Annotated in this window: 22 protein-coding genes; 12 read left to right on the top strand and 10 right to left on the bottom strand. The window is 73.6% G+C overall.

Going from position 1 to position 23,950, the window contains the following annotated elements; genetic code table 11:
- The first annotated feature begins 3 nt into the window (after positions 1 to 3).
- The 4 genes from IE170_RS10715 (at position 4) to IE170_RS10730 (ending at position 2,595) form a co-directional block, all read left to right on the top strand.
- Complete coding sequence (locus IE170_RS10715) at positions 4 to 357, top strand: energy-coupling factor ABC transporter substrate-binding protein (RefSeq protein ID WP_189809255.1); 354 nt, start codon at positions 4 to 6, stop codon at positions 355 to 357.
- Between the two features lie 3 nt (positions 358 to 360).
- On the top strand, positions 361 to 1,110 hold the full coding sequence (cbiQ, locus tag IE170_RS10720) for a cobalt ECF transporter T component CbiQ (RefSeq protein ID WP_189809096.1): 750 nt from the start codon (positions 361 to 363) through the stop codon (positions 1,108 to 1,110).
- Positions 1,107 to 1,928 (top strand): energy-coupling factor ABC transporter ATP-binding protein, encoded by an 822-nt coding sequence (locus IE170_RS10725; RefSeq protein WP_189809097.1) that lies wholly within the window; start codon positions 1,107 to 1,109, stop codon positions 1,926 to 1,928. The genes cbiQ and IE170_RS10725 overlap by 4 nt, the downstream gene beginning before the upstream one ends.
- Positions 1,929 to 2,001: 73 nt before the next feature.
- Positions 2,002 to 2,595 (top strand): PadR family transcriptional regulator, encoded by a 594-nt coding sequence (locus IE170_RS10730; protein ID WP_189809098.1) that lies wholly within the window; start codon positions 2,002 to 2,004, stop codon positions 2,593 to 2,595.
- A gap of 64 nt (positions 2,596 to 2,659) precedes the next feature.
- Here the strand turns inward: IE170_RS10730 and IE170_RS10735 are convergent, their stop codons facing one another.
- Entirely contained in the window at positions 2,660 to 2,872 is a 213-nt protein-coding gene (locus tag IE170_RS10735) for an EF-hand domain-containing protein (protein ID WP_114054268.1), read from the bottom strand.
- A 255-nt stretch (positions 2,873 to 3,127) separates the two neighbouring features.
- Here IE170_RS10735 and IE170_RS10740 point away from each other — a divergent pair, with 255 nt between their 5' ends.
- Together IE170_RS10740 and IE170_RS10745 are read left to right on the top strand one after the other, a co-directional pair.
- A complete protein-coding gene (locus IE170_RS10740; protein WP_189809099.1) occupies positions 3,128 to 3,868 on the top strand; it encodes a tRNA-dependent cyclodipeptide synthase in 741 nt (246 codons plus the stop codon).
- The gene (locus IE170_RS10745; protein WP_189809100.1) at positions 3,849 to 5,087 is read left to right on the top strand and encodes a cytochrome P450; all 1,239 of its coding nucleotides are present in this window, start codon (positions 3,849 to 3,851) and stop codon (positions 5,085 to 5,087) included. The genes IE170_RS10740 and IE170_RS10745 overlap by 20 nt, the downstream gene beginning before the upstream one ends.
- A 47-nt stretch (positions 5,088 to 5,134) precedes the next feature.
- Here IE170_RS10745 and IE170_RS10750 read toward each other — a convergent pair whose 3' ends face one another.
- The 7 genes from IE170_RS10750 to IE170_RS10780 all read right to left on the bottom strand — a co-directional run bounded on the left by IE170_RS10750 (position 5,135) and on the right by IE170_RS10780 (position 14,105).
- A complete protein-coding gene (locus IE170_RS10750) occupies positions 5,135 to 6,325 on the bottom strand; it encodes a YncE family protein (RefSeq protein ID WP_189809101.1) in 1,191 nt (396 codons plus the stop codon).
- Complete coding sequence (locus tag IE170_RS10755) at positions 6,322 to 7,113, bottom strand: polysaccharide deacetylase family protein (protein WP_229884675.1); 792 nt, start codon at positions 7,111 to 7,113, stop codon at positions 6,322 to 6,324. The genes IE170_RS10750 and IE170_RS10755 overlap by 4 nt, the downstream gene beginning before the upstream one ends.
- Before the next feature lie 387 nt (positions 7,114 to 7,500).
- Entirely contained in the window at positions 7,501 to 8,109 is a 609-nt protein-coding gene (locus tag IE170_RS10760; RefSeq protein WP_373298973.1) for an ATP-binding protein, read from the bottom strand.
- 142 nt (positions 8,110 to 8,251) lie between these two features.
- Positions 8,252 to 9,019, bottom strand: a complete 768-nt coding sequence (locus tag IE170_RS10765; protein WP_189809104.1) for an enoyl-CoA hydratase/isomerase family protein — start codon at positions 9,017 to 9,019, stop codon at positions 8,252 to 8,254.
- Positions 9,020 to 9,106: 87 nt separating this feature from the next.
- A complete protein-coding gene (locus tag IE170_RS10770; protein ID WP_223855885.1) occupies positions 9,107 to 10,330 on the bottom strand; it encodes a L,D-transpeptidase in 1,224 nt (407 codons plus the stop codon).
- A 187-nt stretch (positions 10,331 to 10,517) separates the two neighbouring features.
- Entirely contained in the window at positions 10,518 to 12,728 is a 2,211-nt protein-coding gene (locus IE170_RS10775) for a choice-of-anchor A family protein (protein WP_189809106.1), read from the bottom strand.
- Positions 12,729 to 12,881: 153 nt separating this feature from the next.
- The gene (locus IE170_RS10780; protein ID WP_189809256.1) at positions 12,882 to 14,105 is read right to left on the bottom strand and encodes a L,D-transpeptidase; all 1,224 of its coding nucleotides are present in this window, start codon (positions 14,103 to 14,105) and stop codon (positions 12,882 to 12,884) included.
- Between the two features lie 180 nt (positions 14,106 to 14,285).
- Between IE170_RS10780 and glgX the strand changes: the two genes are divergently transcribed.
- The gene (gene glgX, locus IE170_RS10785; RefSeq protein ID WP_189809107.1) at positions 14,286 to 16,556 is read left to right on the top strand and encodes a glycogen debranching protein GlgX; all 2,271 of its coding nucleotides are present in this window, start codon (positions 14,286 to 14,288) and stop codon (positions 16,554 to 16,556) included.
- Positions 16,557 to 16,615: 59 nt separating this feature from the next.
- On the opposite strand, the gene IE170_RS10790 is transcribed toward glgX, so the two are convergent.
- On the bottom strand, positions 16,616 to 17,110 hold the full coding sequence (locus tag IE170_RS10790) for a MarR family winged helix-turn-helix transcriptional regulator (RefSeq protein WP_223855867.1): 495 nt from the start codon (positions 17,108 to 17,110) through the stop codon (positions 16,616 to 16,618).
- A 70-nt stretch (positions 17,111 to 17,180) separates the two neighbouring features.
- Here IE170_RS10790 and IE170_RS10795 point away from each other — a divergent pair, with 70 nt between their 5' ends.
- Together IE170_RS10795 and IE170_RS10800 are read left to right on the top strand one after the other, a co-directional pair.
- Positions 17,181 to 18,383, top strand: coding sequence for an MFS transporter (locus IE170_RS10795; protein ID WP_189809109.1), 1,203 nt, complete (start codon positions 17,181 to 17,183; stop codon positions 18,381 to 18,383).
- 64 nt (positions 18,384 to 18,447) lie between these two features.
- On the top strand, positions 18,448 to 19,170 hold the full coding sequence (locus IE170_RS10800; protein ID WP_189809110.1) for a CDP-alcohol phosphatidyltransferase family protein: 723 nt from the start codon (positions 18,448 to 18,450) through the stop codon (positions 19,168 to 19,170).
- On the opposite strand, the gene IE170_RS10805 is transcribed toward IE170_RS10800, so the two are convergent.
- Positions 19,151 to 19,633: an FAD synthase family protein gene (locus IE170_RS10805; RefSeq protein ID WP_189809111.1), complete on the bottom strand. Its 483-nt coding sequence runs from the start codon at positions 19,631 to 19,633 to the stop codon at positions 19,151 to 19,153. The genes IE170_RS10800 and IE170_RS10805 overlap by 20 nt on opposite strands.
- 172 nt (positions 19,634 to 19,805) lie before the next feature.
- On the opposite strand from IE170_RS10805, the gene IE170_RS10810 reads away from it, so the two are divergent.
- Genes IE170_RS10810 through IE170_RS10820 form a run of 3 tightly spaced genes read left to right on the top strand, consistent with a single transcriptional unit; the run spans position 19,806 to position 23,934 of the window.
- Entirely contained in the window at positions 19,806 to 21,011 is a 1,206-nt protein-coding gene (locus IE170_RS10810) for a glycosyltransferase (RefSeq protein ID WP_189809257.1), read from the top strand.
- Positions 21,008 to 22,744 carry a lipopolysaccharide biosynthesis protein gene (locus tag IE170_RS10815; protein WP_189809112.1) on the top strand — a complete coding sequence of 579 codons (1,737 nt, stop codon included), beginning with the start codon at positions 21,008 to 21,010 and terminating at the stop codon, positions 22,742 to 22,744. The genes IE170_RS10810 and IE170_RS10815 overlap by 4 nt, the downstream gene beginning before the upstream one ends.
- Positions 22,741 to 23,934: an MATE family efflux transporter gene (locus tag IE170_RS10820; RefSeq protein WP_189809113.1), complete on the top strand. Its 1,194-nt coding sequence runs from the start codon at positions 22,741 to 22,743 to the stop codon at positions 23,932 to 23,934. Before IE170_RS10815 ends, IE170_RS10820 begins: the two co-directional genes overlap by 4 nt.
- Positions 23,935 to 23,950 lie beyond the last annotated feature (16 nt).

Consider the following 23,950-nt stretch of genomic DNA (forward strand, 5'->3'; position numbering starts at 1 on the left):
GGCATGAGCCGGAACGCGAAGATCAACACCCTGCTGCTGCTCGTGGTCGCCGCCCTCGCGGTGCTCCCCCTCGCCCTGGGCCTGGGCGAGGGCAAGGAGGAGCCGTTCAGCGGCGCCGACGCCCAGGCCGAAGCGGCGATCACCGAGCTCAAGCCCGACTACGAGCCCTGGTTCACCCCGCTGTACGAGCCGCCGTCCGGCGAGGTCGAGTCGGCCCTGTTCGCCCTCCAGGCGGCCCTCGGCGCGGGCGTCCTCGCCTACTACTTCGGGGTGCGCAAGGGACGCCGCCAGGGCGCCGCGGCAGCCGCTGCGGCCGCCGGATCCGGCACCCCGGGCGACACCCGCGCGGAGGACTAGCCGGTGCTGCCGATCGACGTGGCTGCGCACGGCAGCCGCTGGCGCGGCCGGCACCCCCTGGAGAAGGCCCTGCTGGGACTCGGGCTGACGGTCACCGCCGTGTGCCTTCCGCCCTGGCCCGGCGGGCCCCTGGTCGCCGCGGCGACCCTCGCCGTCCTGCTCGGGCCGGCGGGGGTCGCCGGGCGGCAGCTGTGGCGGGCCTTCCGGATCCCGCTCGGCTTCTGCTTCACCGGTGCGCTGCCGCTGCTCGTCGCGGTCGGCGGACCGGCCGGGCCGGTGTCGCTCGCCCCGGACGGGCCGCGGCACGCGGGCGAACTGCTGCTCCGCACGTCCGCCGCGTCCCTGGGCGTCCTGCTGTTCGCGTTCACCACCCCCGTCTCGGACGTGCTCCCACGGCTGGTCCGGGCCGGGGTGCCGGCGCCCGTGGTGGACGTCGCGCTCGTGATGTACCGCATCGGGTTCCTGCTGCTGGACTCGCTGGCGCAGGTCAGGCGGGCCCAGGCGGCCCGGCTGGGGGCCGCGGACCGGGCGGCGGTGTGGCGGTCGCTGGCCGGGCTCGCCGCGACCTCGTTCGTCCGGGCCTTCGACCGGGCGGCGCGGCTCCAGTCGGGCCTCGCCGGTCGCGGGTACGACGGGGCGCTGCGCGTGCTCGTCCCCGAGGCCGCCCTGTCGCGGCGCTTCCTCGCGGCCTCGGCGGCCCTCATCGCGGGCCTGGTCGCGCTGACCCACACCCTGGAGGGGCTGTACTCGTGAACCCGTTGGTGGAACTGGCCGGAGCGGGCTACGCCTACGAGGACGGCCCGGCCGTGCTGGACGGCGTGGACTTCTCCATCGCCGAGGGCCGGGCGCTGGTCCTGCTGGGCCGCAACGGCAGCGGCAAGACCACGCTGATGCGGCTGCTGAGCGGCGGACTGCGGCCGGCCTCCGGAGAACTCCTGCTGGACGGGGTGCCGGTGGCGTACGACCGGGCGGGCCTGACCCGGCTGCGCAAGGCGGTCCAGCTGGTGGTCCAGGACCCCGACGACCAGCTGTTCGCGGCCTCCGTGGAACAGGACGTCTCCTTCGGCCCGATGAATCTCGGCCTGCCGGCCGCGGAGGTGCGGGAACGCGTCGGGGAGGCGCTGTCCGCGCTCGGCATCACGGCGCTGCGTGACCGGCCGACGCACCTGCTGTCGTACGGGCAGCGCAAGCGGGCGGCGATCGCAGGGGCGGTGGCGATGGCCCCGCGGGTGCTGATCCTGGACGAGCCGACGGCCGGCCTGGACCCGGAGGGGCAGGAGCGGCTGCTGGACGCCCTGGCGGGCCTCCGCGCGGCCGGGACGACGGTGGTGATGGCCACGCACGACGTCGACCTGGCGGTGCGCTGGGCGGACGACGCGGCGGTGCTCACGCCGGAGGGGATCCGCTTCGGTGCGGCGGCGGCGCTGCTGTCGGACCCGGAGCTGCTGGCGGGGGCGGGGCTGCGGCAGGCCTGGTCGCCGGCGGTGGCGGTGTTCCTGCGGGCGCGCGGCCTGCTGGCGGCGGGCGCCCCGGGGCCCAAGTCGCCTGAGGCGCTGGCCTCCTGGCACTGAGCCACCCCGTCAGGGGCGTGCCGGGCGGCGGGATCCGCGCCGCCCGGCACTCCCGCCTCCCTAGGATGGCGGCATGTCCCTGCCGCACGCCATCCTCACCGCCCTGCTGGAGAAGCCCTCGTCGGGGCTGGAGCTGACCCGCCGGTTCGACCGGTCGATCGGGTACTTCTGGTCGGCGACGCACCAGCAGATCTACCGGGAGCTCGGCCGGCTGGAGGAGGCCGGGCTCATCCGGGCCCTGCCCGGCGACGGGCCGGCGCGGGGGCAGAAGAAGGAGTACGAGGTCCTGCCCGCGGGCAGCGGGGAGCTGGCGCGCTGGGTGGGCGGGAGCCAGGACCCGAAGGCCATCCGCGACCCGCTGCTGCTGCGCGTCCGCGCCGCGGCCGTGGTCGGCACGGACGGCCTCCTGGCCGAGCTGCGGCGGCACCTGGAGCTGCACCGCCGTCAGCTGGCGCTCTACGAGGCCATCGAGGAGCGGGACTTCCCGCCCGGCCGGGACTCCGAGGAGGACCGGCTGCGCCGGCTCGTGCTGCACGGCGGCATCGGGCTGGAGACGTTCTGGCTGCGCTGGCTGGAGGAGGCCCTGGAGGAGGTCGGCGGCATGGCGGACCGCCCGGGCGGCGGGCCGGATCCCGCGGGGCCCGCCGAGGGGGCGTGCGCGTCCTGACGGGCGCGCACGCGGCCGTGCCCCCGCCTGCCCGGCTCGGGCGGGCGGGGGCACGGCGCACGGCTCACTTGTTCAGGGAGGCCCAGAACTCGTCGAAGCTCATGAGGCCGTCGGCGTCGGTGTCCCGGGCGGCGATCACGGCGTCCGCGACCGGGCCCGTCACGAACGGGTCGCCCATCTGGGCCATGGCCTGACGGAACTCGTCGGCCGTCACGAAGCCGTCGCCGTCCGCGTCGAACCTGCCGAACGTCGCCCGCGCGCTCTCGATGTCCGCCACTTGGGATCCACCCCTTCTCGGTGCTGATTGACCGGCTCAGGGTAGCGCCAGCCGGGGCGGCCGCGGACTCCGGGTCCCGTTCGCCCGGCAGAAAGAAATTCAATTACCGCCCCGTAACCCGGAATGAGTGATTCCGGCCGAGAAACCGGACTCGGACTTGTCACGTTCCGGGGTCACCGCATAACGTACCGGCATTGCCGCCACACCAGGAGCGCAGGGCTCCCAGGGACATGCGGCGAACAAAGGTGATCACAGGTGGCGATCACAGCCGACACACCATTCGAAGTCCTTCCCTTCACCCGCACCTGCCGGCACATCTGGGAGGACGGCGACCATGTGCTCATCGGGGTCAGCCCCGGAAACAGCTACTTCAACTCCGAGCGCATCGGAAGCCTCGCCCGCTGGGCCTCCTCCCGTTTCGCGCAGGTCGACTTCGTCTACGCGGACCTGCACGTGGACCGCATGTTCGCGGAGTTCGGATACAGCCGCGAACACGCCGCCAGGCGGGCCTCCAAGGAGATCAAAGCCGTCCGCAGGCGCATCCTGAAAGGGGTGGAGGAATCCGGGCGGGCACACCCGGGGATACGGGTGGGTGCGCTGTCCGACTTCCAATCGAACCCCGTTTACCAACTCCTGCACCGGCGCGTCCTGCATTTCCTGGAGACCGACGGCGAATTTCGCAAGGGATGCGAGGAGATGGCCTTGCATTTCATCGGGCCCAAGCTGCCGGAGGGCGAATCCATGACGGACGCCCAGGTGCAGGCCTGTTTCGACTACCTTGCTGCAGAACTGCCGTTCTTCCTGGACACCCCGAGCATTCTGGACGTGCCCTCGTCGGTGGCCGCGTACCACGTGCGGATGCCGCTGACCGACCTCCTCTTCGCGCGCGGCGGGGGCCTGCGCGCGGCCCGCAACCAGGCATACGCCGTCGTCCGGCCGGAGGCCGCGGACCGCGCACCGACCGAAGGGAGCGCCGATGAGCGCCGAGCAGCCTGACCGGGGCCGGCGGCAGGCCGCCCCCCTCCTCGACTTCCCGCTGTCGCGCCGCGGCGACGTCATCCCCGAGGAGTGCGCCTGGCTGCGCGAGAAGGCGCCCGTCGCCCGGGTGCGCACCCTGACGGGCGACGAGGCCTGGCTGGTGAGCAGCTACGCGCTGGCCAAGCAGGTGCTGGAGGACGACCGCTTCAGCCTGAAGGACACGGCGAACGGGGGCGTGCCCCGGCAGTACGCGCTGACGATCCCGCCCGAGGTCGTCGACAACATGGGCAACATCAACAGCGCGGGCCTGCGGACCGCGGTGATGAAGTCGCTGAACCCGCGCCAGGCGGGCCTCCAGGACGCGCTGCGGGCCACGGCCCACGCCCTCCTCGACGCGATGGCCGCCGAGGGGGCGCCCGCCGACCTGAGGGCCGCCTTCGCCGACCCCTTCTCGGCGGCCATGCACTGCCGGGTCCTGGGCGTGCCGTTCGACGACTGGCGGCGCCTGATGTCCGGGCTGGACGTCGCGTTCATGACCGCGCGCGAGCCGTTCGCCGACTCCGCCCTCAACTGGTACAAGGACGTCGGCTACTTCGCCGGCCGTCTGGAGGAGCAGTTCGCGCTGCCCGCCGAGGAGCGTACGGGGCTCCTCGGCCGGTTCGCGGAGCTGAAGGAGGCCGATCCGGAGTCGGCGCACCTCACCGACGAGATGTTCGCGACCGTCGCCGTGTCCCTCTTCGGCGCCGGTGCGGTGTCCACGTCCGCGTTCCTCGTCCTCGCCGTGCTGGCGCTGCTCCGGCGGCCGGAGCTCATCGCCTGGCTGCGCGGGCACCCCGAGCGCATGGGGCGGGCGGTCGACGAGCTGCTGCGCTGGAACCTCTCCGTCGGCGACGGCCTGCCGCGCATCGCGCTCGCCGACGTCCGGGTCGGCGACGTCCTCGTCGAGGAGGGCGAGCTCGTCCTCGTCCTCCTCGAAGGGGCCAACTTCGACCCGGAGGCCTTCGACCGGCCCGAGGAGCTCGACCTGGAGCGCGAGGGCCGCAACGCCCACCTCGCGTTCGGCGCGGGCCGGCACTTCTGCCCGGCCTCCGCGCTGGGCCGGGTGCACGCGATGATCGCGCTGGAGGTGCTCGTGGAACGGATGCCCGGGCTGCGGCTCGCCGTGCCCGCGGAGAACCTGGTGTGGCGCACCGGCTTCATCAAGCGCCTGCCGGAGCGGCTCCCGGTCGCCTGGTGAGCCGTGGGGGAGGTGCCCCGGTCCGGGGCGCCTCCGCCCGCGCGCTCCTAACGGAAGATGCCGGTGTGGCCGAGGGAGTAGCGGCCCGGCTGGGGGTAGACGGCCAGGCCGTGCGGGCCGCCGCCGACGGGGACCCGGGCGAGCTGCTTGCCCGTCACCGTGTCGATCGCGTAGACCTCGTCGTCGTAGCGGCCGGACAGCCACAGCACCTTGCCGTCGGCGCTGACGCCGCCCATGTCGGGGCTGCCGCCGTCCGGCAGCTGCCACTTCTTCGTGAGCTTGTTCTGCGTGAAGTCGAAGACGGACACGGAGCCCTCGCCGCGGTTGGAGACGTACATCTCCTTGGAGTCGCGGCTGACGTACAGCCCGTGGCAGCCCTTCCCGGTGGGCAGCAGCTTCGGCGTCTCGAACCGGTCCCCGCTGAGCACCCACATGCCGTGCGCCATCATGTCGGCGACGTAGAAGGTCTTGCCGTCCGGGGAGACCTTCACGTCCTGCGGCATGGCCCCCTCGAAGGGCAGCTTCTGCTGGGCGACGACCTCCATCTTCTCCGTGTCCACCTTCAGCAGCTCGCCGGAGAACTCGCAGGAGACGATGAAGTAGCGGCCGTCCGCCGAGAAGTCGGCGTGGTTGACGCCGAAGCAGGTCACGGGGACCGTCTTGACCCGGTCCATGGTCTGCGGGTTGCGGAAGACGAGCTCCTTGTCCATGGAGGCCATGACGACCGCGTACTTGCCGTTCGGCGTGAAGTACAGGTTGTACGGGTCGTGCACCTCGACCGGCTTGCCGGCCTCGCCGGTGGCCGGGTTGATCGGGGTGAGGGTGTGCCCGCGGTTGTTGTTGACCCAGAGGGTCTTCAGGTCCCAGGACGGGACGACGTGCTGCGGCTGGACCCCCACCGGGATGGTGTCGATGACCTTGTACGTCACCGGGTCGATGACCGAGACCGTGTTGGAGTTGGTGTTCGGGACGTAGACGCGCGACGGGAAGTCCTTGACCACCGGGGACAGCGCGTTCGGCCGGTCTGCGGCGTAGACGTCGTCCGGGTCGAGGAGCGGCGGCATGCCGGGGAGGCCCGGCGGGGCCGCGGGGACGGCCTTGGCCGGCTGGCGGGCGGGGGCCTTGGAGCCGAGCGCCTCGGCGGGGCCCCGGTCGGCCGATCCGCAGCCGGCCAGGGCGGCGAGGGCCAGACCGGCCACGAGCGCGGCGGCCTTACGGGAGGGACGGGGGGTCGTCATGGGGTCAGCAGCTCCGTGGTGGTCACCGCGCGCAGCTTCCGGCGCGCGAGTTCTTCGAGGAGGGGCGGCATCGCGTCGACCGTGTCCGCGTAGCCGAAGTGCAGGCTCACCACCGATCCGCTGCGGATCGTCCCGGTGACGTTGCGGATGACGGCCGCCGCGCCGGGCGAGGTGAAGTCGAGGGAGTCCACGTCGTACGAGAGGACGTGCGGGTAGCCCGCCCTGCGGGCCAGCGTCCGGACGAGGGGGGTGGCGTGCTGCGTCTGCGAGGGGCGGAACCAGGTGCCGACGGAGCCGGTGAGCCGCCGCAGGCGCTGGGCGCAGCCGGTGATCTCGGCGTACGCCTGGGCCTCCGGCAGGTCGTTCAGGGCGAGGTGGCGCTGGGTGTGGTTGCCGAGTTCGTGGCCGCCGTCCAGGATGCGCGCGGCCATTGCGGGGTGGGCGTCGAGCCAGGTGCCGACGGCGAGGACGGTGACCCGGGCGCCGGCGCGTTCGGCCTCGGCGAGTACGGCGCGGGCGGTCGCGGGGTCGCCGTTGCCGTGGAAGGTGAGGGCCACCTCGGGGCGGGTGCGCGGGCCGTGCGCGATCTCCTCGGGCTGCCCGGCGAAGCGGCGCGGCGCCGCTGCGGGGCGGCGGGCCGGGCGGGCCGGGGCGGGCTCGGCGGGGGCCGGGGAGGCCGGTGCGGCGGCGGGGTGCCCGCCGCCCGCGCCACAGGCGGTGGTGAGGGCTCCGGCGGCGGCCGCCGCACCGGCGCGGAGGGCGGACCTGCGGTCCGGGTAGCGAGGCACCCGCCCATTTAAGGGCGCCTTGGGGCGAGAAGTAACGATTGACCCAATTCGGGACGCCGACCAGAGAGGGTCCATTCGGGGGAACGTTCACCACTCGATCAAGGATTCACGCGAGCGGTTGGATATCTATTCATGGAAAGCGAGGCACGTAACCGACCTCACCTAAGATTTAGCGAGAAAGTCTTAGGATATGCACACTTATGTCCAAGTTGGGACTTTTGGCATTCGGTCCCCCGTCTGCCATAGTCGGAATCACGGCTTCCCCATTGACCCGAGCGAAGTCGCATGACGCCGAGGATCACACCCCCTTCGATCCTCGGCGCACCCATGAGGCCCCCACGACGCCCCACCGCGGCGACCGGGGGCTTCAGGCGTTCCGGGGCCCGCTCAGCGGTCCGCCACACGCATCTCGAACCAGGTGATCTTGCCGCGGGGCAGCAGGTCCGCGCCCCAGCGGTCGGACAGCTTGTCGACGAGGAAGAGCCCCCGCCCCGTGGTGTCCAGCTCGTGCACCGGCATCAGGCAGGGCAGCCCGCGCGAAGGGTCGCGCACCTCCACCCGGATCCAGCCGCGCCGCCGCACCATCCGTAAGCCGAACGACCGGGCGCCCGTGTGGCGCACCGCATTGCCGACGAGCTCGGACACCAGCAGCACGGTGTGCTCCGCGACCTGCGGGGAGAAGCCCCAGAAGCGGATCACCACGTACTGGGCGAGCCGGCGGGCGGTGCCGGCCGAGACCGGCATGGACGGCAGTGTCACCTCCGCCTCGGCCGGATTGCCGTATTCCTCCACCGCACCGAGGCCCTGCTCGTCCTCCAGTGCCGCCGTCGGCCGCACGGCCGCGGTGCCGCCCTGCGGCCGCGGCTGCTCCACACCCTCCAGGCCCGCCATGCACCCATCATGGACGGCCCGCGGGCCCGCCCGGGTCGTTCCGCGGGAAAACACCCCCCGCAGCGGGATGCCGCGCAGGGGTGCCCCGTCATATGCGCCGGGCAACCGGAAGCCCGCCCGGTGGCGCTGAACTGCGGTGACGCACCGCACTGCGATGATCACCCGCGGCCGATCGCCCGGCCTGCTTAAGGCTGCCTTAAGGCCGGGCTAATCCACCCCCAGGGAGGACCGGCGAATTCCCGCCTGATCAGAGGAACTTCGCCTTGCCGGGGCCCTCCTCGACGAAGCTGCGCATGCCGCGCTCCCGGTCCTCGGTCGCGAACAGGCCCGCGAACCAGTTGCGTTCGATGGTCAGACCCGTGTCGATGTCCGCCTCCAGGCCCGCGTCGACGCACTCCTTCGCCGCGCGCAGCGCGATGGCCGGGCCCTGTGCCAGCTTGGCCGCCCAGGCGTGCGCCTGCTCGTACACCTCCGCCGCGGGCACCACGCGGTCGACGAGGCCGAGGGCGAGCGCCTCGTCCGCCTTGACCATCCGGCCGGTGAAGATCAGGTCCTTGGCCTTCGACGGGCCGACCAGGCGGGCGAGGCGCTGGGTGCCGCCCGCGCCGGGGATGAGGCCGAGCAGGATCTCGGGCTGGCCGAGCTTGGCGTTGTCGGCGGCGATGCGGTAGTCCGCGCAGAGCGCCAACTCGCAGCCGCCGCCCAGCGCGTAACCGGTGACGGCCGCCACGACCGGCTTGGGAATCCGCGCCACCGCGGTAAAGGCGTCCTGGAGCGCACGGGACCGGGCGACCATCGCCGCGTGGTCCATCGTCTGCATCTCCTTGATGTCCGCACCGGCCGCGAACACCTTCTCGCCGCCGTAGAGGATGACGGCCCGGACGTCGGCCCGGTCGGTGGCCTCGGCCGCCAGCTCGCGCAGCCGGTCCTGGGTGGCGATGTCCAGGGCGTTCATGGGCGGCCGGTCCAGGCGGATGGTGCCGACGCCTTCGGAGACTTCGAGAGAGATGGTCATACGGGGAAGGTTAGCGCCGGTTAACACGAAACGGCCCGGTGCCGTGGGTCACAGCACCGGGCCGCCGTCAGCGGGCTCCGGGAGGAGTTACTTGATCCACTCCGCCCAGTCCATGTTCCAGCCGTTGAGGCCGTTGTCCGGGGCGATCTGCTTGTCCTTGGAGTTCTTCACGATGACGACGTCGCCGATGAGCGACTCGTTGAAGAACCAGGCGGCGGGCTGGTTGCCGTCGTAGGCGCCGCGGACGTCCTTCAGGCCGATGCAGCCGTGGCTGACGTTCTGCGAGCCGAACGTGCTCGCCGACGCCCAGTAGTTGCCGTGGACGAAGGTGCCCGAGGTCGAAAGCCGCATCGCGTGCGGGACGTCGGAGATGTCGTACTCGCCGCCGAACCCGACGGTCGCGCCGTTCATCCGGGTCACCTTGTACTTCTCGCTGATGACCATCTGGCCGTTGTACGTGGTCGTCGACGGGGCGCCCGCCGTGATGGGCAGGTTCTTGATGACCTGGCCGTCGCGGACGACCTGCATCGTGTGCTCGCTCGCGTCGACCGTGGAGACCTGCGAGCGGCCGATGGTGAAGCTGACCGTGCGGGTCTGCTTGCCGTAGACGCCCGGCCGGCCCTCGACGCCGTCCAGGGCGATCTTCACCGTGACCTTGGTGCCGGCGGCCCAGTACTTCTCCGGGCGGAAGTCGAGGCGGTCGTTGCCGAACCAGTGGCCCTCGATCGGGACGGACGGCTCGGCCGTCACCGTGATGGCCTTCTCGACCGCCTCGGTGTTGGTGATGCCTCGGGTGAAGTTGAACGACACCGGCATGCCGACGCCGACGGTCTGCCCGTCCTCCGGCGTGTAGTGGCCGACGAAGGTGTTCTTCGGGGTGAGGGTGGTGAAGGTGGTGTCCTTGGCGGACTCGCGGCCCGCCTCGTCCTTGGCGACCGCGTGCACCTTGTACTCGGTGGCCGAGGCCAGGTGCCGCGCCGGCTCCCAGCCGGCGCCGTCCGCCGATATCTTGCCCTCGACCTGGTTGCCCTTGGTGTCGGCGACGGTCACCGTGGTGAGCTTGCCGCCGGTGGCGGTTATCTTCAGGACGCCGCTGGTGGCCACTTCCTTGGACCCGTCGTCCGGCTTGACGGTCACGACGGCCTTGGAGGCCTCCGTCCCCGTCTTGGCCGCGCCCCCCGCGCCTGCGCTGCCGGCGCCTGCGCCGCCGGCGTCGCCGCCGTTGCTGCACGCGCTCGTGAACAGCAGCGCCGCTCCCAGCAGGAGGGCCGGCAGACCGGTGCGGCGGGCACGGCCGCGAATCGGCTGCAGCTTCACTCTTCTCTTCTCCCCATGTCCCCCGCGCGCGGACGCTCGCGCGCATGCCCACAGGAAAACACACGGAGACATCACGAAGAGAAACGGTCATGTCACCGTTCCGTCCCAAGACCCGCAAGCGGGCAGCGGAGGACCCCCGCGCGGCTCGGCAGCGCGCGGGGGCCCTTGCGGGGACGCCGGGTCAGGAGTGCGGCTTCTCCGCCTTCTCCTTCTCCTTCTTGCCCTTGTCCTTGTCCTTCTTCTTGCCCTTGTCCTTGTCCTTCTTGTCCTTGCCGTGCTCCTTGTCCTTGCACTCGCACGCGCCCTCGCGGCGGTTGTCGACCGTCACCGCGACCGTGGCGCCCGGGCTGTTCGCGTCCAGGACGAGCGGGCCGGTGACGGGGTTCCGCGGGAGCACGTAGCCCGGGGGCACGGCGGTCTCCACCAGGTAGTACGAGCCCGGCTCCAGCTGCCGGAACGCGCAGCGGCCCGCAGTGTCGGTGGTGCAGCCCGACCCGATGCGGAGGTCCGGGCCGGTTCCGCCGGTCTGGAGGCCCTCGATGCCGTTGGCCTCCTTCCAGAGGTCGAACGCCGCCCCGCGCAGCGGGAGCTGCGTCGTCTTGTCGCGCTTCAGCACCTGGACGGCGCCGCCGTCCTCGACGCGCCGGGTGTTGGGGAGCGTCACCGTCACCCCGGCCGGTGCGTTCTGCGCCGTCAGGACGAGGACTGCGACGGGCTGGGCGGGCAGCTCGTACCCGTCCGGGGCTGCGGTCTCCCGCCAGTAGTAGGTGCCGGGCTCGACCTCGCGGGAGCAGCGGCCGTCCGCGCCGGTGGTGCACTCCGCGCCGACGCGCCGGTCGGGGTTGATGCCGAGGGTCTGGAGGCCCGCCGTCCCGTTGGTCTCGCGCCACAGCTCGAAGACGGCGCCGGCCAGCGGGGCGCCGCCCGCGGCGTCCACCTTGCGGACGGCGACCCGCCCGGTGACGGGCTGCGGCAGCCTCGTGTTGTCGACCGTGACGCCCGCGCCCGCTTCGGCGTCCTCGGCGGTCAGAGTCAGCGGGAAGACGGGGTCGGCGGGGAGCTCGTAGCCGTCGGGGGCGGCGGTCTCCCGCCAGTAGTAGGTGCCGGGCTCGACCTCGCGGGAGCAGCGGCCGTCCGCGGCGGTGGTGCACTCCGCGACGCGGGTGTCCGGATCGGCTCCGGTGAACTGGGCCCCGTCCTGCCCGTTCGTCTCCCGCCACAGCTCGAAGCGGGCCCCGGGCAGTGCGGCCCCGTTCCCGTCGCGCTTGAAGACGGACACCGCACCGGTGACCGGCTCGGGGCCGGGGCCGCAGGCGGGGAGGTCGCCGGTGAAGGGGTAGGCGTGGAACTCCTGGCCGCTGCCGGGGAGGGTGGTGCTGCCGTGGGTGACGGAGCCGGTGGTGAAGAAGCGGCCGTTCATGCCGGGGAGGGTGACGGTGGCCTCGGAGGCCTGGTTGCCGATCAGGACGCTGCCCTGGAACTGTCCGGTGCCGTTCAGGTTGACCGTGGTGGCGTCCGGGAAGTTCCACAGGAGCCGTTCGCGGTAGGCGTTGAGGGGGTCGGTGTCCGCGATCCCGCCGCTGAAGGTGTTGATGGTGCGGGTGGTGCCGAGGACGTTGACGAGGATGGTGGCGTCCGCGGGGATGCGGGCGAAGCGGATGCCCTGCTGGCCGTTCATGGCGCCGGCGTTGACGAGGTCGGCGTCGACGTTGAACACCTGGAGGGGCGAGGTGCCGTCCCCGGTGAAGAGGGTCTCGAAGCCGCTGTTGACGGCCGTGCCGGTGGCGGGCCGGGGCTGTCCGTCGGCCCGGGCGTAGCACTGGCTGGCGGCGGTCAGGCGGTCGCGCAGGCCGGCGTAGGGGGCGGCGGCGTCGGGGTCGGCGACGAGGGTGCCGGTCACGGTGCCGGTCAGGGTGCCGCCGTGGCGGACCACTCCGGTGTCGGCGAGGAGGCGCTCGCCGTCCGCGACGGCGACGTCCCGGCCGGTGGTGAGGAAGTCCGCTCCCGCGGGCGGCGGTACCAGTGAGCCGGCGCCGACGACGCCGACGTTGTACCGCTGGTCCCCGCCCGCCTGCTTGTCCTGGTCGAAGTCGCCCAGGACGACGAGGCGGCCCTCGGCCTCGGAGGCCGTGCCGCGCACGCGGAAGTCCCCGCCCGCGAAGATGTTGACGGCGTTGTCGCGGCCCGCCGGGATGCCGTTGCTGCCGATCGGCGGGAAGGGGCTGGGGCAGTCCCCGGGGACGCACGGGCCGAGGCCGCCGGGCAGCGGGGCCCGCGCCGCGGCGGCGGCGGGCCGTTCCCCGCTGGTGTCGGCGCCCAGGGCCGCGGCGGGCGTCCCCGCGGCCACGACGGCTCCGATCGCGAGCCCGAGGGCCCAGTTCCTTGCTGACATGAGACTCCGTCCTTGCCTGCGCTGATGTGCCCTGTCAGGCTGCGGGCGGGGCTCGGCGGGGGGCGCACGGACACTCCCTGCGCTACGGCAATCCGGTCATGTGAATTCACCCGCGCGCCCGCAGGGGCGCCGAGCGCGGGGCCGGGACCGCGGTCAGGACAGGGCGGAGCCGGCGGCCCACTCCGTCCAGGACATGTTCCAGCCGCCCAGCCCGTTGTCCGGGGCGACCGTCTTGTCCTGCGAGTTCACGACCTCCACCACGTCCCCGACGAGGGTCCGGTCGAAGAACCAGCCTGCGGGGGTGTCCGAGCCGCCGCCCTTGTCGTCGCGCAGGCCCACGCAGCCGTGGCTGGTGTTGGCGGAGCCGAAGGTGTCGGGGCTGACCCAGTAGTTGCCGTGCAGGAAGGTGCCGGAGGTGGTGAGCCGCATCGCGTGCGGGACGTCGGGGATGTCGTACTCGCCGCCGAAGCCGACGGTCTGCCCGTTCATCCGGGTGACGTCGTACATCTCCATCACCACCATCCTGCCGTTGTAGGTCGGGTTCTCCGGGGACCCGGCGCTGATGGGGACCGTGGACAGCAGGCGGCCGTCGCGGCGGACCGCCATGGTGTGCGCGGCCGCGTCCACGGTGGAGACCTGGGCGCGGCCGACGGTGAAGCGGACCGTCTTGTCCTGGATGCCGTACGCGCCGCGGGCGCCCTGGACGTCGCGCAGCCTGATGCGGACGGTGACCTCGGTGCCCGGCTTCCAGTACTCCCGGGGCCGGAAGTCGAGGCGGTCGCGGCCGAACCAGTGGCCGGCGACCTCGACGGGGGGATCGGCGGTGACGGTGACGGCCCGTTCGACGTCGGCCCGGTTCTCGATGGGCCGGCTGAACCGGAAGGACACGATCATGCCGACGCCGACGGTGGAGCGGTTCTCCGGCTTGAAGTAGCCGATGAAGCGCTCCTCGGGCACGTACGTGGTGAAGGTGGTGTGGCGGGCCTGGCGGCGGTTGTGGCCGTCGACGGCGACGGCGTCCACCGTGTACTTGGCGGCGAGCGCGAGGCGGCCGGCGTCCGGGTCGGGGCTCCAGCTGAGCCCGTCGGGGGCGACCGCGCCGGGGACCCGCACCTCCTGGGCGTCCTCGACCTTCGTGACGACGACGCGTTCCAGGCGGCCCTCGGGGACGCGGACGCTCAGCGGTCCCTCGGCGGGGACGCCCTCGGCGTTGTCCTCGGGGGTGATGCGGATGGCCTCCGCCGGGGAGCGGGGTTTGCCGGGCAGCTGGATCTCGACCGGGGAGCCGCCGGCCCCGCCGGTGCACGCGGACAGCCCGCCCAGCAGGCACGCCCAGGCCGCTGCGGCGGCCAGGGCCGCCCCTGCCCGCCTCGTCAGAAGTGTCACGATCCCTCCAACGACCGGGTCCCGCCGGGGAAACGTCGCCGCGGCCCACGTTCCGGGGGGAACTGTCCGGGCAGAACAGTGGGAAGGACCAGACGGGGGCGGGACCGGGCCGGGACGCCCGGGCCGCACAGCCCTGCCCCCGCCGGTACCGAGGAGCCGTGGAGGCGGGCAGTGTCGAGCGCAGCCGAGCAAGATGCGGTGGATGCCGCGGTGGACGCAGGGGAGGCGCCGGGGAGCCCCCGGGCCGTGGAGGCCGTACGGGGGGCGGGGCCCGCCGCGGCGGCGGAGCCGGCCGGGCCGCCGGTGTGGCCGGGGTCGGCGCACCCGCTGGGGGCACGCTTCCGGACCGGGCCGGACGGGGCGGCGGGCACCAACTTCGCGCTGTGGGCGCAGGGCGCCGAGGCCGTGGAGGTCTGCCTCTTCGACGCGGACGGCTCCGAGACGCGGTGCGCGCTGACGGAGCTGACGCACGAGATCTGGCACGGCTTCCTGCCCGGCGTGCGGCCCGGCCAGCGGTACGGCTACCGGGTGCACGGCCGGTGGGACCCCTGGACGGGGGCCCGCTTCAATCCGGCGAAGCTGCTCCTCGACCCGTACGCGCGGGCGGTGGACGGCGATTTCACGCTGCCGCCGGAGGTGTACGGGCACGTCCGGGACTGGCCGCAGCAGTACATCGCCGACACGGTCCGCGACGACCGGGACTCGGCGCCGTTCGTGCCGAAGGGGGTCGTCGTCCACGATGACGACGACTGGTCGGACGACGTCCGGCCGAAGACGCCGTGGGCCGACTCGGTGATCTACGAGCTGCACGTGCGCGGGTTCACGATGCGCCACCCGGGTGTTCCCGAGCACCTGCGCGGCACGTACGCGGGACTCGCCCACCCGGCGGCGGTCGAGCACCTGGTGCGGCTCGGGGTGACGGCGGTCGAGCTGCTGCCGGTGCACCAGTTCGCCCACGAGGACCACCTGCTGCGCCGGGGCATGCGCAACTACTGGGGCTACAACTCGGTCGGGTACTTCGCCCCGCACGCGGGGTACTCCTCCAGCGGCACGGCCGGGCAGCAGGTCGGCGAGTTCAAGCGGATGGTGCGGGCCCTGCACGCGGCGGGCATCGAGGTCATCCTGGACGTGGTCTACAACCACACGGCGGAGGCGGGCGAGCTGGGGCCGACGCTGTCGCTGCGCGGCATCGACAACCGGGGCTACTACCGGCTCCAGCACGACCAGCGGCGCTACGCCGACTACACGGGCTGCGGAAACACCCTGCACGCGGGCCGGCCGCACGTGCTGCGGCTGATCACGGACTCGCTGCGGTACTGGGTGACGGAGATGGGGGTGGACGGCTTCCGCTTCGACCTGGCGGCGGCGCTGGCCCGGTCCATGCACGACGTCGACATGCTGTCGCCGTTCCTCGCGGTCATCGCGCAGGACCCGGTGCTGCGCCGGGTGAAGCTGATCGCGGAGCCGTGGGACGTGGGCTCGGGCGGCTACCAGGTGGGGGCCTTCCCCCCGCTGTGGACGGAGTGGAACGACCGCTACCGGGATGCGGTCCGGGACTTCTGGCGGGGCGCCCTGCCCGACGTGCGGGACCTCGGCTACCGGCTGTCGGGGTCGAGCGACCTGTACGCGTGGGGCGGGCGGCGGCCGTACGCCTCGGTGAACTTCGTGACCGCGCACGACGGCTTCACCCTGCGGGACCTCGTGAGCTACGAGCACAAGCACAACGAGGCGAACGGGGAGGAGAACCGGGACGGCACCAACGACAACCGGTCGTGGAACTGCGGCGCGGAGGGCGAGAGCGCCGATCCCGGGATCGGCGCACTGCGGCGGCGGCAGCTGCGGAACCTGCTGACCACGCTGCTGCTGTCGACGGGGGTGCCGATGCTCGTCGCGGGCGACGAGTTCGGCCGGACGCAGGGCGGCAACAACAACGCGTACTGCCAGGACAACGCGATCGGCTGGGTGGACTGGTCGCTGCTGGAGGATCCGCAGTGGCGGGAGCTGTCCACGCTGGCGGCGCGGCTGGTGGCGCTGCGCCAGGAGCACCCGGTGCTGCGCCGGCGGGCGTTCTTCTCCGGTCGGCCGCAGGCCGCCGACGGCCTGCGGGACCTGGCCTGGTTCACGCCGGCCGGGGCCGAGATGACGGAGCAGGACTGGTACGCGCCGGCCGCGGCGCTGGGGATGTACCTGTCGGGGCGGGACATCCCGGGGCGGGACGGGCGGGGCCGGCAGGTCGCGGACGACAGCTTCCTGGCGCTGCTGCACGCCGGGGACCGGCCGCTGCCGTGGGTGCTGCCGGGGCCGCCGTGGGCGGCGGAGTACGAACTGCTGCTGGACACCTCGCGGGAGGACCAGGCCGCGGCACCGGGCACGCGGCACCGGGGCGGGCAGGAGCTGACGGTGCCGGCGCGGTCGGTGCTGCTGCTGCGCGTGGCGGACTGAGGATCCGGGCGGGTGCGGCGCCGGCTCGGGCCCGGGGGCGGTGGGGGGTGGGCGGTGGACTACTTCCCCTCGACGTGCAGCAGCATCCGCTTGAGCAGTGCGGAGAGCACGGCGCGTTCGCCGTCGTCGAGGGGCTCGACCATCTCGGCCTCGGCGATGCTGCGCCAGCGCATGGCGTCGATCCAGCGTTGGCGGCCCTCCTCCGTGAGCTCGACGTCGACCCGGCGGCGGTCGCCCTCGGCGCGGACCCTCCGGACCAGCCCGGACTTCTCCAGGGTGTCGAGGCGGCCCGTCATCCCGGCCGGGGAGAGCAGCAGTTCGGCGGCGAGTTCGGCGGAGGGCGCCCGCCATGGGGCGCCGCGGCCGGCGAGCCGGTGCATGGTCTCGAACTCGAACTCCTGCAGGCCGGTCTCGGCCAGGGCCCGCTCCTTGCCGTACTTGACGTGCTTGGCCAGCAGCTGGATCCGCGTGATGACCCCTTCGGTGGGCACGTCGAAGGGCACCTTGCCGCTCCAGCGGGCGATGTGGCGGTCGACGGAGTCCTCTGTGTCCATGCGGGGATTATCGCACCCGCCGCCATATATTTCGTTGACGAATGATTCGCTGGCGAAATAGCCTGCCGTCATGACCTCGCCGATCCGGCGGCTCCTCGCGGGGCGCACCTGCGCCGCCTTCGCCACCGCCCTCATCCCCACCACCCTCACCCTCGCCGTCGTGCGCAGCGGTTCGGCCGCGGACCTCGGCATCGTGCTCGCCGCCGAGCTGGTGCCGATGCTGCTCCTGCTCCCCGTCGCCGGGGTGGCCGCCGACCGCTTCCCCGCCCGGCGCGTCGTCCTCGCCGCCGACCTGGTGCGCGCCGCCGCGCAGTTCGGGACCGGGCTCCTGCTGCTCGCGGGGCCGGTGCGGATCGGCTGGCTCGCCGTGCTCGCCGCCGCCACCGGCGTCGGCGTCGCCTTCGGCAACCCGTCCGCCCGGACCCTGGTCGCCGCGGTCGTCCCCGCCCCCGACCGGCTGCGCACCAACGCCCGGCTCGGTGTCGCGGGCGGGATCGCGCAGATCGCCGGCCCCGCCACCGCGGGCGGGACGGTGCTGGCCCTCGGCGCCGGCTGGTCGTCGCTGCTGACCGCCGCCCTGTTCGCCGGCTCCGCGTTCACCCTCGGCGGGCTGCGACCCCTCCAGGCCCCCGCCGCCCGGGTGCGGGGCGGGTTCGCCGCCGAGCTCCGGGGCGGCTGGGCCGAGGCGCGCCGGCACCCCTGGTTCCTGGCCAACGCCCTCGCCCACGGCGTCTGGCACCTCGCGGCCGGACTCCTGCTGACCCTCGGGCCGCTGATCGCGGTCGAGAGCCTGGGCGGGGCCGGCTCCTGGGTCGTCGTCGCCCAGGTGGGCACCGCCGGGCTGCTGGCCGGGGTGTGGGCGGCCGGCCGGCTGCCGATCCGGCGCCCGCTGTACGGGGTGGCCGTCGGGGCGGCGGCGCAGGCCCTGCCGCTGGCGGCGTTCGCGCTGCGGCTGCCCCTCGGCGTGACGGCCGCGGCCTACTTCGCCGCGATGTTCGGGCTGGGCGTCCTCAGCCCGCTGTGGGAGACCGAGCTCCAGCGCCGGATCCCGCTGGAGGCGCTGGGCCGCGTCGGCTCCTTCGACACCCTGATCTCCTTCGCCTCCCGGCCCCTGGGCCTCGCCGTCGCCGCCCCGCTCGCGGCCGCGGCGGGCACGGCCGTGCCGCTGCTGGCCGCCGCCGTCCTCAGCGCCGCCGCGAACCTGGGCGTGCTGCTGCTCCCGGACGTCCGCGCGGCGGATTCCGAACGGGAGCCGGCTCCGGCCCTGCGATGATGTGGCCTTCGTACACACGTGCCTCGCCCGTGCGCGTGTGCCGTCGCGGGAAACAGGGGTGCGCATGGCGAGTGTCGGAACCGCGCTGCGGGAGCTGCGCGGTGCGCAGAAGTCGGCGAAGGGGGTCTCGCTCTATTCGCGGTTCGTCAACCGGCCGGCGGGCCGCTACCTGGCCGCCGGCTCCTACGCCCTCGGGCTGACCCCGAACCAGGTCACCCTCGTCAGCGCAGCCTTCAGCTTCGCCGCCGTGGCCGCCGTGGCGCTCGTCCCGCCGTCCTGGGCGCTCGGCGCCGCCGTGTGGGCCGCGCTGGCCGCCGGCTTCGCCTTCGACTCGGCCGACGGGCAGCTGGCCCGGCTCCGCGGCGGCGGCAGCGCGGCCGGCGAATGGCTCGACCACGTCGTGGACGCGGCCAAGCTGACCGCGCTGCACTCCTGCGTTCTCGTCGCCTTCTTCCGCTTCCCCGAGGCGTACGGCACGGAGTCCCCCGGCTGGCTGCTGGTGCCGCTGGGCTTCCAGTTCGCAGCGGTCGTCACCTTCTTCGGCGGACTGCTGACCGAGAAGCTGAAGCCACGGCCGGCGCCGGGCAGCCCCGCCGCCGCGCCGTCGACGCTGCGCGCGGTGGCCCTGCTGCCCGTCGACTACGGGGTCTTCTGCCTGGTGTTCCTGCTGCTCGGCGGCGGCGGGCTGTTCCGCTGGGCGTACGCCGGCCTGGGCGCGGTCGCCGCCCTGTTCCTCGCGGCGTTCCTCGCGAAGTGGTTCCGCGAGCTCAGCGCCGTTCGGCGGTGACGGCCTCCGCGGGCGGCCCGGCGAGCGCGTCCAGCGCCCGGCGCAGCTGGGTGCTGGAGGTGTGCACCGTGTAGGGGAAGTAGACGACGTCGACGCCGACGGCGGCGAAGTCGCGCTCCAGCTTGTCCCCCTTCGGGGTGCCCCTCCAGTCGTCGCCCTTGAAGAGGACGTCGAAGCGGACCTGCTTCCAGGTCTCCACCTTGTCCGGGACTGTCTCGACGAACGCCGCGTCCACGTACTTCACGCTGCGGACGATCTCCAGGCGCTCCACGAGCGGGATCATCGGGCGCCGCCCCTTGGCCAGTTCGGCCATCTCGTCCGAGACGACGCCGGCCACCAGGTAGTCGCAGCGGCTCCGGGCGTGCCGGAGGATGTTGAGGTGTCCGATGTGGAAGAGGTCGTACGCGCCCGGCGCATAGCCGACTCGATACGGTCTGCGCGCCCCGGCGCCAAGTTCGGGCATGTCCTGCTCCGTCATGAGTTACCCCCCAGCAACCACACCCCCCGGTGTGGTGGATTAGCAGACAATAGCGTGCACGTTCCACGGCGTGCCGGTGAACGAATAGGGTGACCAGCGCATCATCCTGGGGAGAAGGGGACCTCACGTGTCCACATCCGGCCACCGGCGCTTGCTGCTGGTTTCCACCAACTACGCTCCCGAGCACGCGGGGATCGGCCCGTACGCCACCCAGATCGCGGAGCACTGGGCGGAACTCGGCCACGAGACGCACGTCCTCGCCGGCATGCCGCACTACCCGTCGTGGTCGCTGGAGCCGGAGTACAAGGGGGCGCTCCGGCGCACGGAACGGCGCGCGGGGGTCACCGTGCACCGGCGCGCGCACACCGTGCCGGCCCGCCAGACCGCCGTGAAGCGCGCCCTGTTCGAAGGATCGATTCTCCTGCACGGTGCGGCGGCCCCGCCCCGCATGGGCCGCCCCGACGCCGTCATGGCGCAGATGCCGAGCCTCGCGGGCGGCATCCTCGCCGCCCGCCTCGCAGCGAAGTGGAAGGTCCCGTTCATACCGGTCGTGCAGGACCTGATGGGCGCCGCGGCCGCGCAGAGCGGCATCAGCGGCGGTGACAAGGCGGCCGTCCTCGCCGGACGCGCCGAGGCGTACGCCCTGAAGCGGGCGGCCCTCGTCGGCGTCATCCACGAGACCTTCACCGACCGCGTCGTCGGCATGGGCGTCGACCCCGGCCGGATCCGCCTCGTGCCCAACTGGTCCCACGTGCCCCAGCCCAAGCGGCCCCGCGGCGAGACCCGGCGCCACCTCGGCTGGGCCCCCGGCCAGACCGTGGTGCTGCACTCCGGGAACATGGGCCTCAAGCAGGGTCTGGAGGTGCTCGTCGGCGCCGCCCGCCTCGACCCCGCCGTCCGCTTCGTCCTCATGGGCGACGGCAGCCAGCGGGCCGCGCTGGAGGCGCTCTCCTCCGATGTGCCGAATCTGGACATCATCCCCCCTGCCGCCGACGGAGAGTTCCCGGATATCCTCGCCGCGGCGGACGTGCTCGCCGTGACGCAGCACGCGGCCGTGCTCGACATGAGCGTGCCGTCCAAGCTGACCTCCTACTTCCAGGCCGGCCGGCCGGTCGTCGCCTCCGTCGCGGCGGAGGGCGGCACGGCGCAGGAAGTGGAACGTTCGGGCGCGGGGGTGCTCGTGCCGCCGGAGGACCCCGAAGCGCTGCTGAAGGCCGTACGGGTCCTGGCCGAGGACCCCGCGGGCGCGGACGCACTGGGCGCGGCGGGGCCGCGCCACGTCGCGGCCCACCTGAGCCGCGAGGCGGGCCTGGCCCGCATCGACGCACTGATAGACGAAGCACTTGGGGGTCCGCAGCCGTGATCGAGACGAACCGCCCCGCAGCGGTCCCGGCCGAGGACGAACCCGACCTCCTCCGGGACCAGTTCCGCCAGCTCCTGCGCTACCGGCGGCTGATCGGCGCGGGCATCGGGGTCGGGCTGCTGGGCGGTGTCTACCTCGGCATCTCCACGGCCGACACCTACGTGGCCACCACCGACGTGGTGCTGCGCGCGCCCACCGACGACCCGTTCAACCCGAGCCTCGCCCCCGACAAGGCGATCAACATCGGCTCCGAGCGGCAGGTCGCCCTCTCCAGCTCCATAGCCAACGAGGCCGCGAAGAAGCTCGGCGTGACCTCCAAGGACTTCACCGCCTTCCGCTCGGGCCTGCAGGTCACCAACCCGCCGCAGACGATGGTGCTGCGCTTCACCTACACCGCGTCCTCCCCCAAGGAGGCCGCGAAGCGCGCCAACGCGATGACCGACGCCTACCTGCTGAAGCGGCAGGAGGCCCTCGACGTCACCCGCGACAAGATGGTCAAGGGCTACCAGGACCAGCGCGACCCGGTCGCCAAGCAGCTCGACGAGCTGGTCCGGCAGATCAACGGGATGCCGGCGGGCCCGGCGCGCGACGCCGCGTACTCCTCCAAGACCGACCTGCAGAGCAAGGTCAACACCCTCAACAGCAACATCGCCAAGCTCCAGGCCCTGGACATGGCGCCCGGCCGCGTCACCAGCGCCGCCACCCCGCCCGGCGACGACGACGGCCCGGGCATCGTGATGTCCCTGGCCCTCGGCGCCGCCGTCGGCCTCGCGCTCGGCCTGCTCGCCGCCTGGGTGCGGCTCGTCTTCGACCCCGCGCCGCGCTCCGAGGGCGACGTCGCACGCGCCCTGCGCGCCCCCGTCCTCGGCTCGCTGCCCAAGGACAAGAGCGCGGCCGGGCCGCTCCTCGCCGCGGGCGAGGAGGATCCGCGGCTCGCGGAGGCGTTCCGCTCCGTCGCGTTCCGGCTCGCCTACGACTCCCGGTTCGCCGACCGGCGCCGGCTCCTCGTCGTCGCCCCGCGCGGCAGCAGCGAGATCGCCGCCGCGGTCGCCGTCAACCTGGCCGCCTCCTTCGCGGAGACCGGCAAGGACGTCCTGCTCATCGAGGCCGACCTGCGCACGCCGGTGCTCGCCAGCCAGCTGCCCACCGACGCGGGCGGCCGGCCCCGCTGGAGCCAGATGCCGGGCGGGTCCGGTACGGGCGCCCCCGGCGCGCACGGCGACTCCGAGTGGCCCGACGGCCGCCAGCTCGTCGTCGACGCCGGCGAGTCCGGCGCGTTCGACCTCATCCCCGGCGACCGGGTCCGCAACGTGGCCCGCGCCCTGACCTCGCCGCGCGCCACCCGGCTCATCTCCGAGGCCGACTCCCCCAACTCCACCGTCGTGGTGCTGGCCCCGCCCGTCCTGTCGTACGCCGACGCGCTGGCGCTCGTCGACCGCGTCGACGGCGTGCTGGTGGTCTGCGACCCGCGCGCCGTGCACCGCACCGACCTGGTCCGCATCCGCGAGCTCATCACCGGCGCCGGCGGCACCGTCCTCGGCGCGGTCGTGCACGCCCCCCTGCCCGTCGAGAAGCGCGGCCGCGGCAAGTCCAAGGGCGACGCCCCCGCGGCGGCCCCGCCGGCTCCGGCCCCGAGGCCCCAGCAGCCCGCCGGCCCCCGCCCCGAGCAGCACATCCCCGGCGACGGCACGGACACCGTGGCGCTGCGCACCGTCCGCATGGGCAACAGGTGAGCCGGCGGAGCCTCGCCGCCGTCTCCTCCGTCCTCGACCAGGCCGCGTCCAGCGCCACCAACATCCTCGTGGTGGTGCTGGCCGCCCGGCTGTCCACCGCGGCCGGCTTCGCCGACTTCTCGATGGTGTACGTCGCGTTCAGCGTGCTGCTCGGGCTGAACATGGCCTACGTCGGGCAGAGCACCGTCCTGGAGAGGGACCCGGAGCGGCTCGGCGCGGTGTGCCGCTCCGCCCTCGGCTTCACCGCGGCCGCCGCGGCCGCGGCCGGGGCGGTGCTCGCGGCCACCGGGGCGCTGCTGCCGGGTGACGCCGGGGCGGCCTTCCTCGCCCTGGGCCTCGTCCTGCCGGCGGTGCTGCTCCAGGACGGGCTGCGGTACTGCTTCTCCGCGCTGCGCACCCCCGAACGGGCCCTGGCCGCCGACGCGCTGCGGCTGGTCTGCGCCGTCGCCGCGCTCATGGTCCAGCCCGCCGGTTCCGCGCCGGGGCGGCTGGTGCTGGTGTGGGGCCTGTCCGCCCTGCCGGCGCTCGCCCTCGGGCTGCTCCTGCTGCGGCCGTACGTCCGCGGGGCGAAGGCGGACCTGCGCCCGTACCTGCGGCGCGGGCACCTCGGGCAGCGCTTCGCCGTGGAGTTCGCCGTCGGCAACGGCGCGAGCCAGCTCGCGGTGCTGGGGCTCGGCGTCTTCGCGACCCCGCTGGCGGTCGGCGCGCTGCGCGGCGCGACGACGGCGTTCGGGCCGCTGAACGTGCTGTTCAACTCGGCGAACGCCTTCGGGCCGCCGGTCGTGGGCCGGGCCTCCGGCAAGCGGGGCGTCATCCGGATCACGGCGGCGATGGGCGCGGCACTGGCCGTGCTGGGCGCCGCCTGGGGGGCCGCGCTGTACGCGCTGCCCGACGCGGTGGGGCGGCGGCTGCTCGGCGACACCTGGCAGGCGGCGTCGGCGCTGCTCCCGGCGACGGGGGCGCAGTACGCGGTGATGGGGCTCGGCACGTGCGCGCTGCTGACGCTGCGGGTGCTCAGCCCGAAGGCCACGCTGTCCCTGCAGGTCGTGTTCTCGCTGCTGTCCGTCGGCTTCCTGCTGGGCGGGTACGCGCTGTTCGGCGTGGCGGGCGCGGCGTGGGGGCTCGCGCTCGGCTCCGCGGCGAAGGCCGCGGCGGCCTGGCTGCGGGCCGCCCGGCTGCCCGTCCCCTGACCGGGCGGCGGCTCCG

Source organism: Streptomyces toxytricini (assembly GCF_014649915.1).
Taxonomy (GTDB): domain Bacteria; phylum Actinomycetota; class Actinomycetes; order Streptomycetales; family Streptomycetaceae; genus Streptomyces; species Streptomyces toxytricini.

Bases quoted from the DNA above. Each gene is read 5' to 3' on its own strand.
- IE170_RS10800 (WP_189809110.1), top strand. From the start codon at position 18,448: ATGGCGAGTGTCGGAACCGCGCTGCGGGAGCTGCGCGGTGCGCAGAAG.
- IE170_RS10790 (WP_223855867.1), bottom strand. From the start codon at position 17,110: ATGGACACAGAGGACTCCGTCGACCGCCACATCGCCCGCTGGAGCGGC.
- IE170_RS10765 (WP_189809104.1), bottom strand. From the start codon at position 9,019: ATGACCATCTCTCTCGAAGTCTCCGAAGGCGTCGGCACCATCCGCCTG.
- IE170_RS10745 (WP_189809100.1), top strand. From the start codon at position 3,849: ATGAGCGCCGAGCAGCCTGACCGGGGCCGGCGGCAGGCCGCCCCCCTC.
- IE170_RS10715 (WP_189809255.1), top strand. From the start codon at position 4: ATGAGCCGGAACGCGAAGATCAACACCCTGCTGCTGCTCGTGGTCGCC.
- IE170_RS10775 (WP_189809106.1), bottom strand. From the start codon at position 12,728: ATGTCAGCAAGGAACTGGGCCCTCGGGCTCGCGATCGGAGCCGTCGTG.
- IE170_RS10805 (WP_189809111.1), bottom strand. From the start codon at position 19,633: ATGCCCGAACTTGGCGCCGGGGCGCGCAGACCGTATCGAGTCGGCTAT.
- IE170_RS10795 (WP_189809109.1), top strand. From the start codon at position 17,181: ATGACCTCGCCGATCCGGCGGCTCCTCGCGGGGCGCACCTGCGCCGCC.
- IE170_RS10730 (WP_189809098.1), top strand. From the start codon at position 2,002: ATGTCCCTGCCGCACGCCATCCTCACCGCCCTGCTGGAGAAGCCCTCG.
- IE170_RS10750 (WP_189809101.1), bottom strand. From the start codon at position 6,325: ATGACGACCCCCCGTCCCTCCCGTAAGGCCGCCGCGCTCGTGGCCGGT.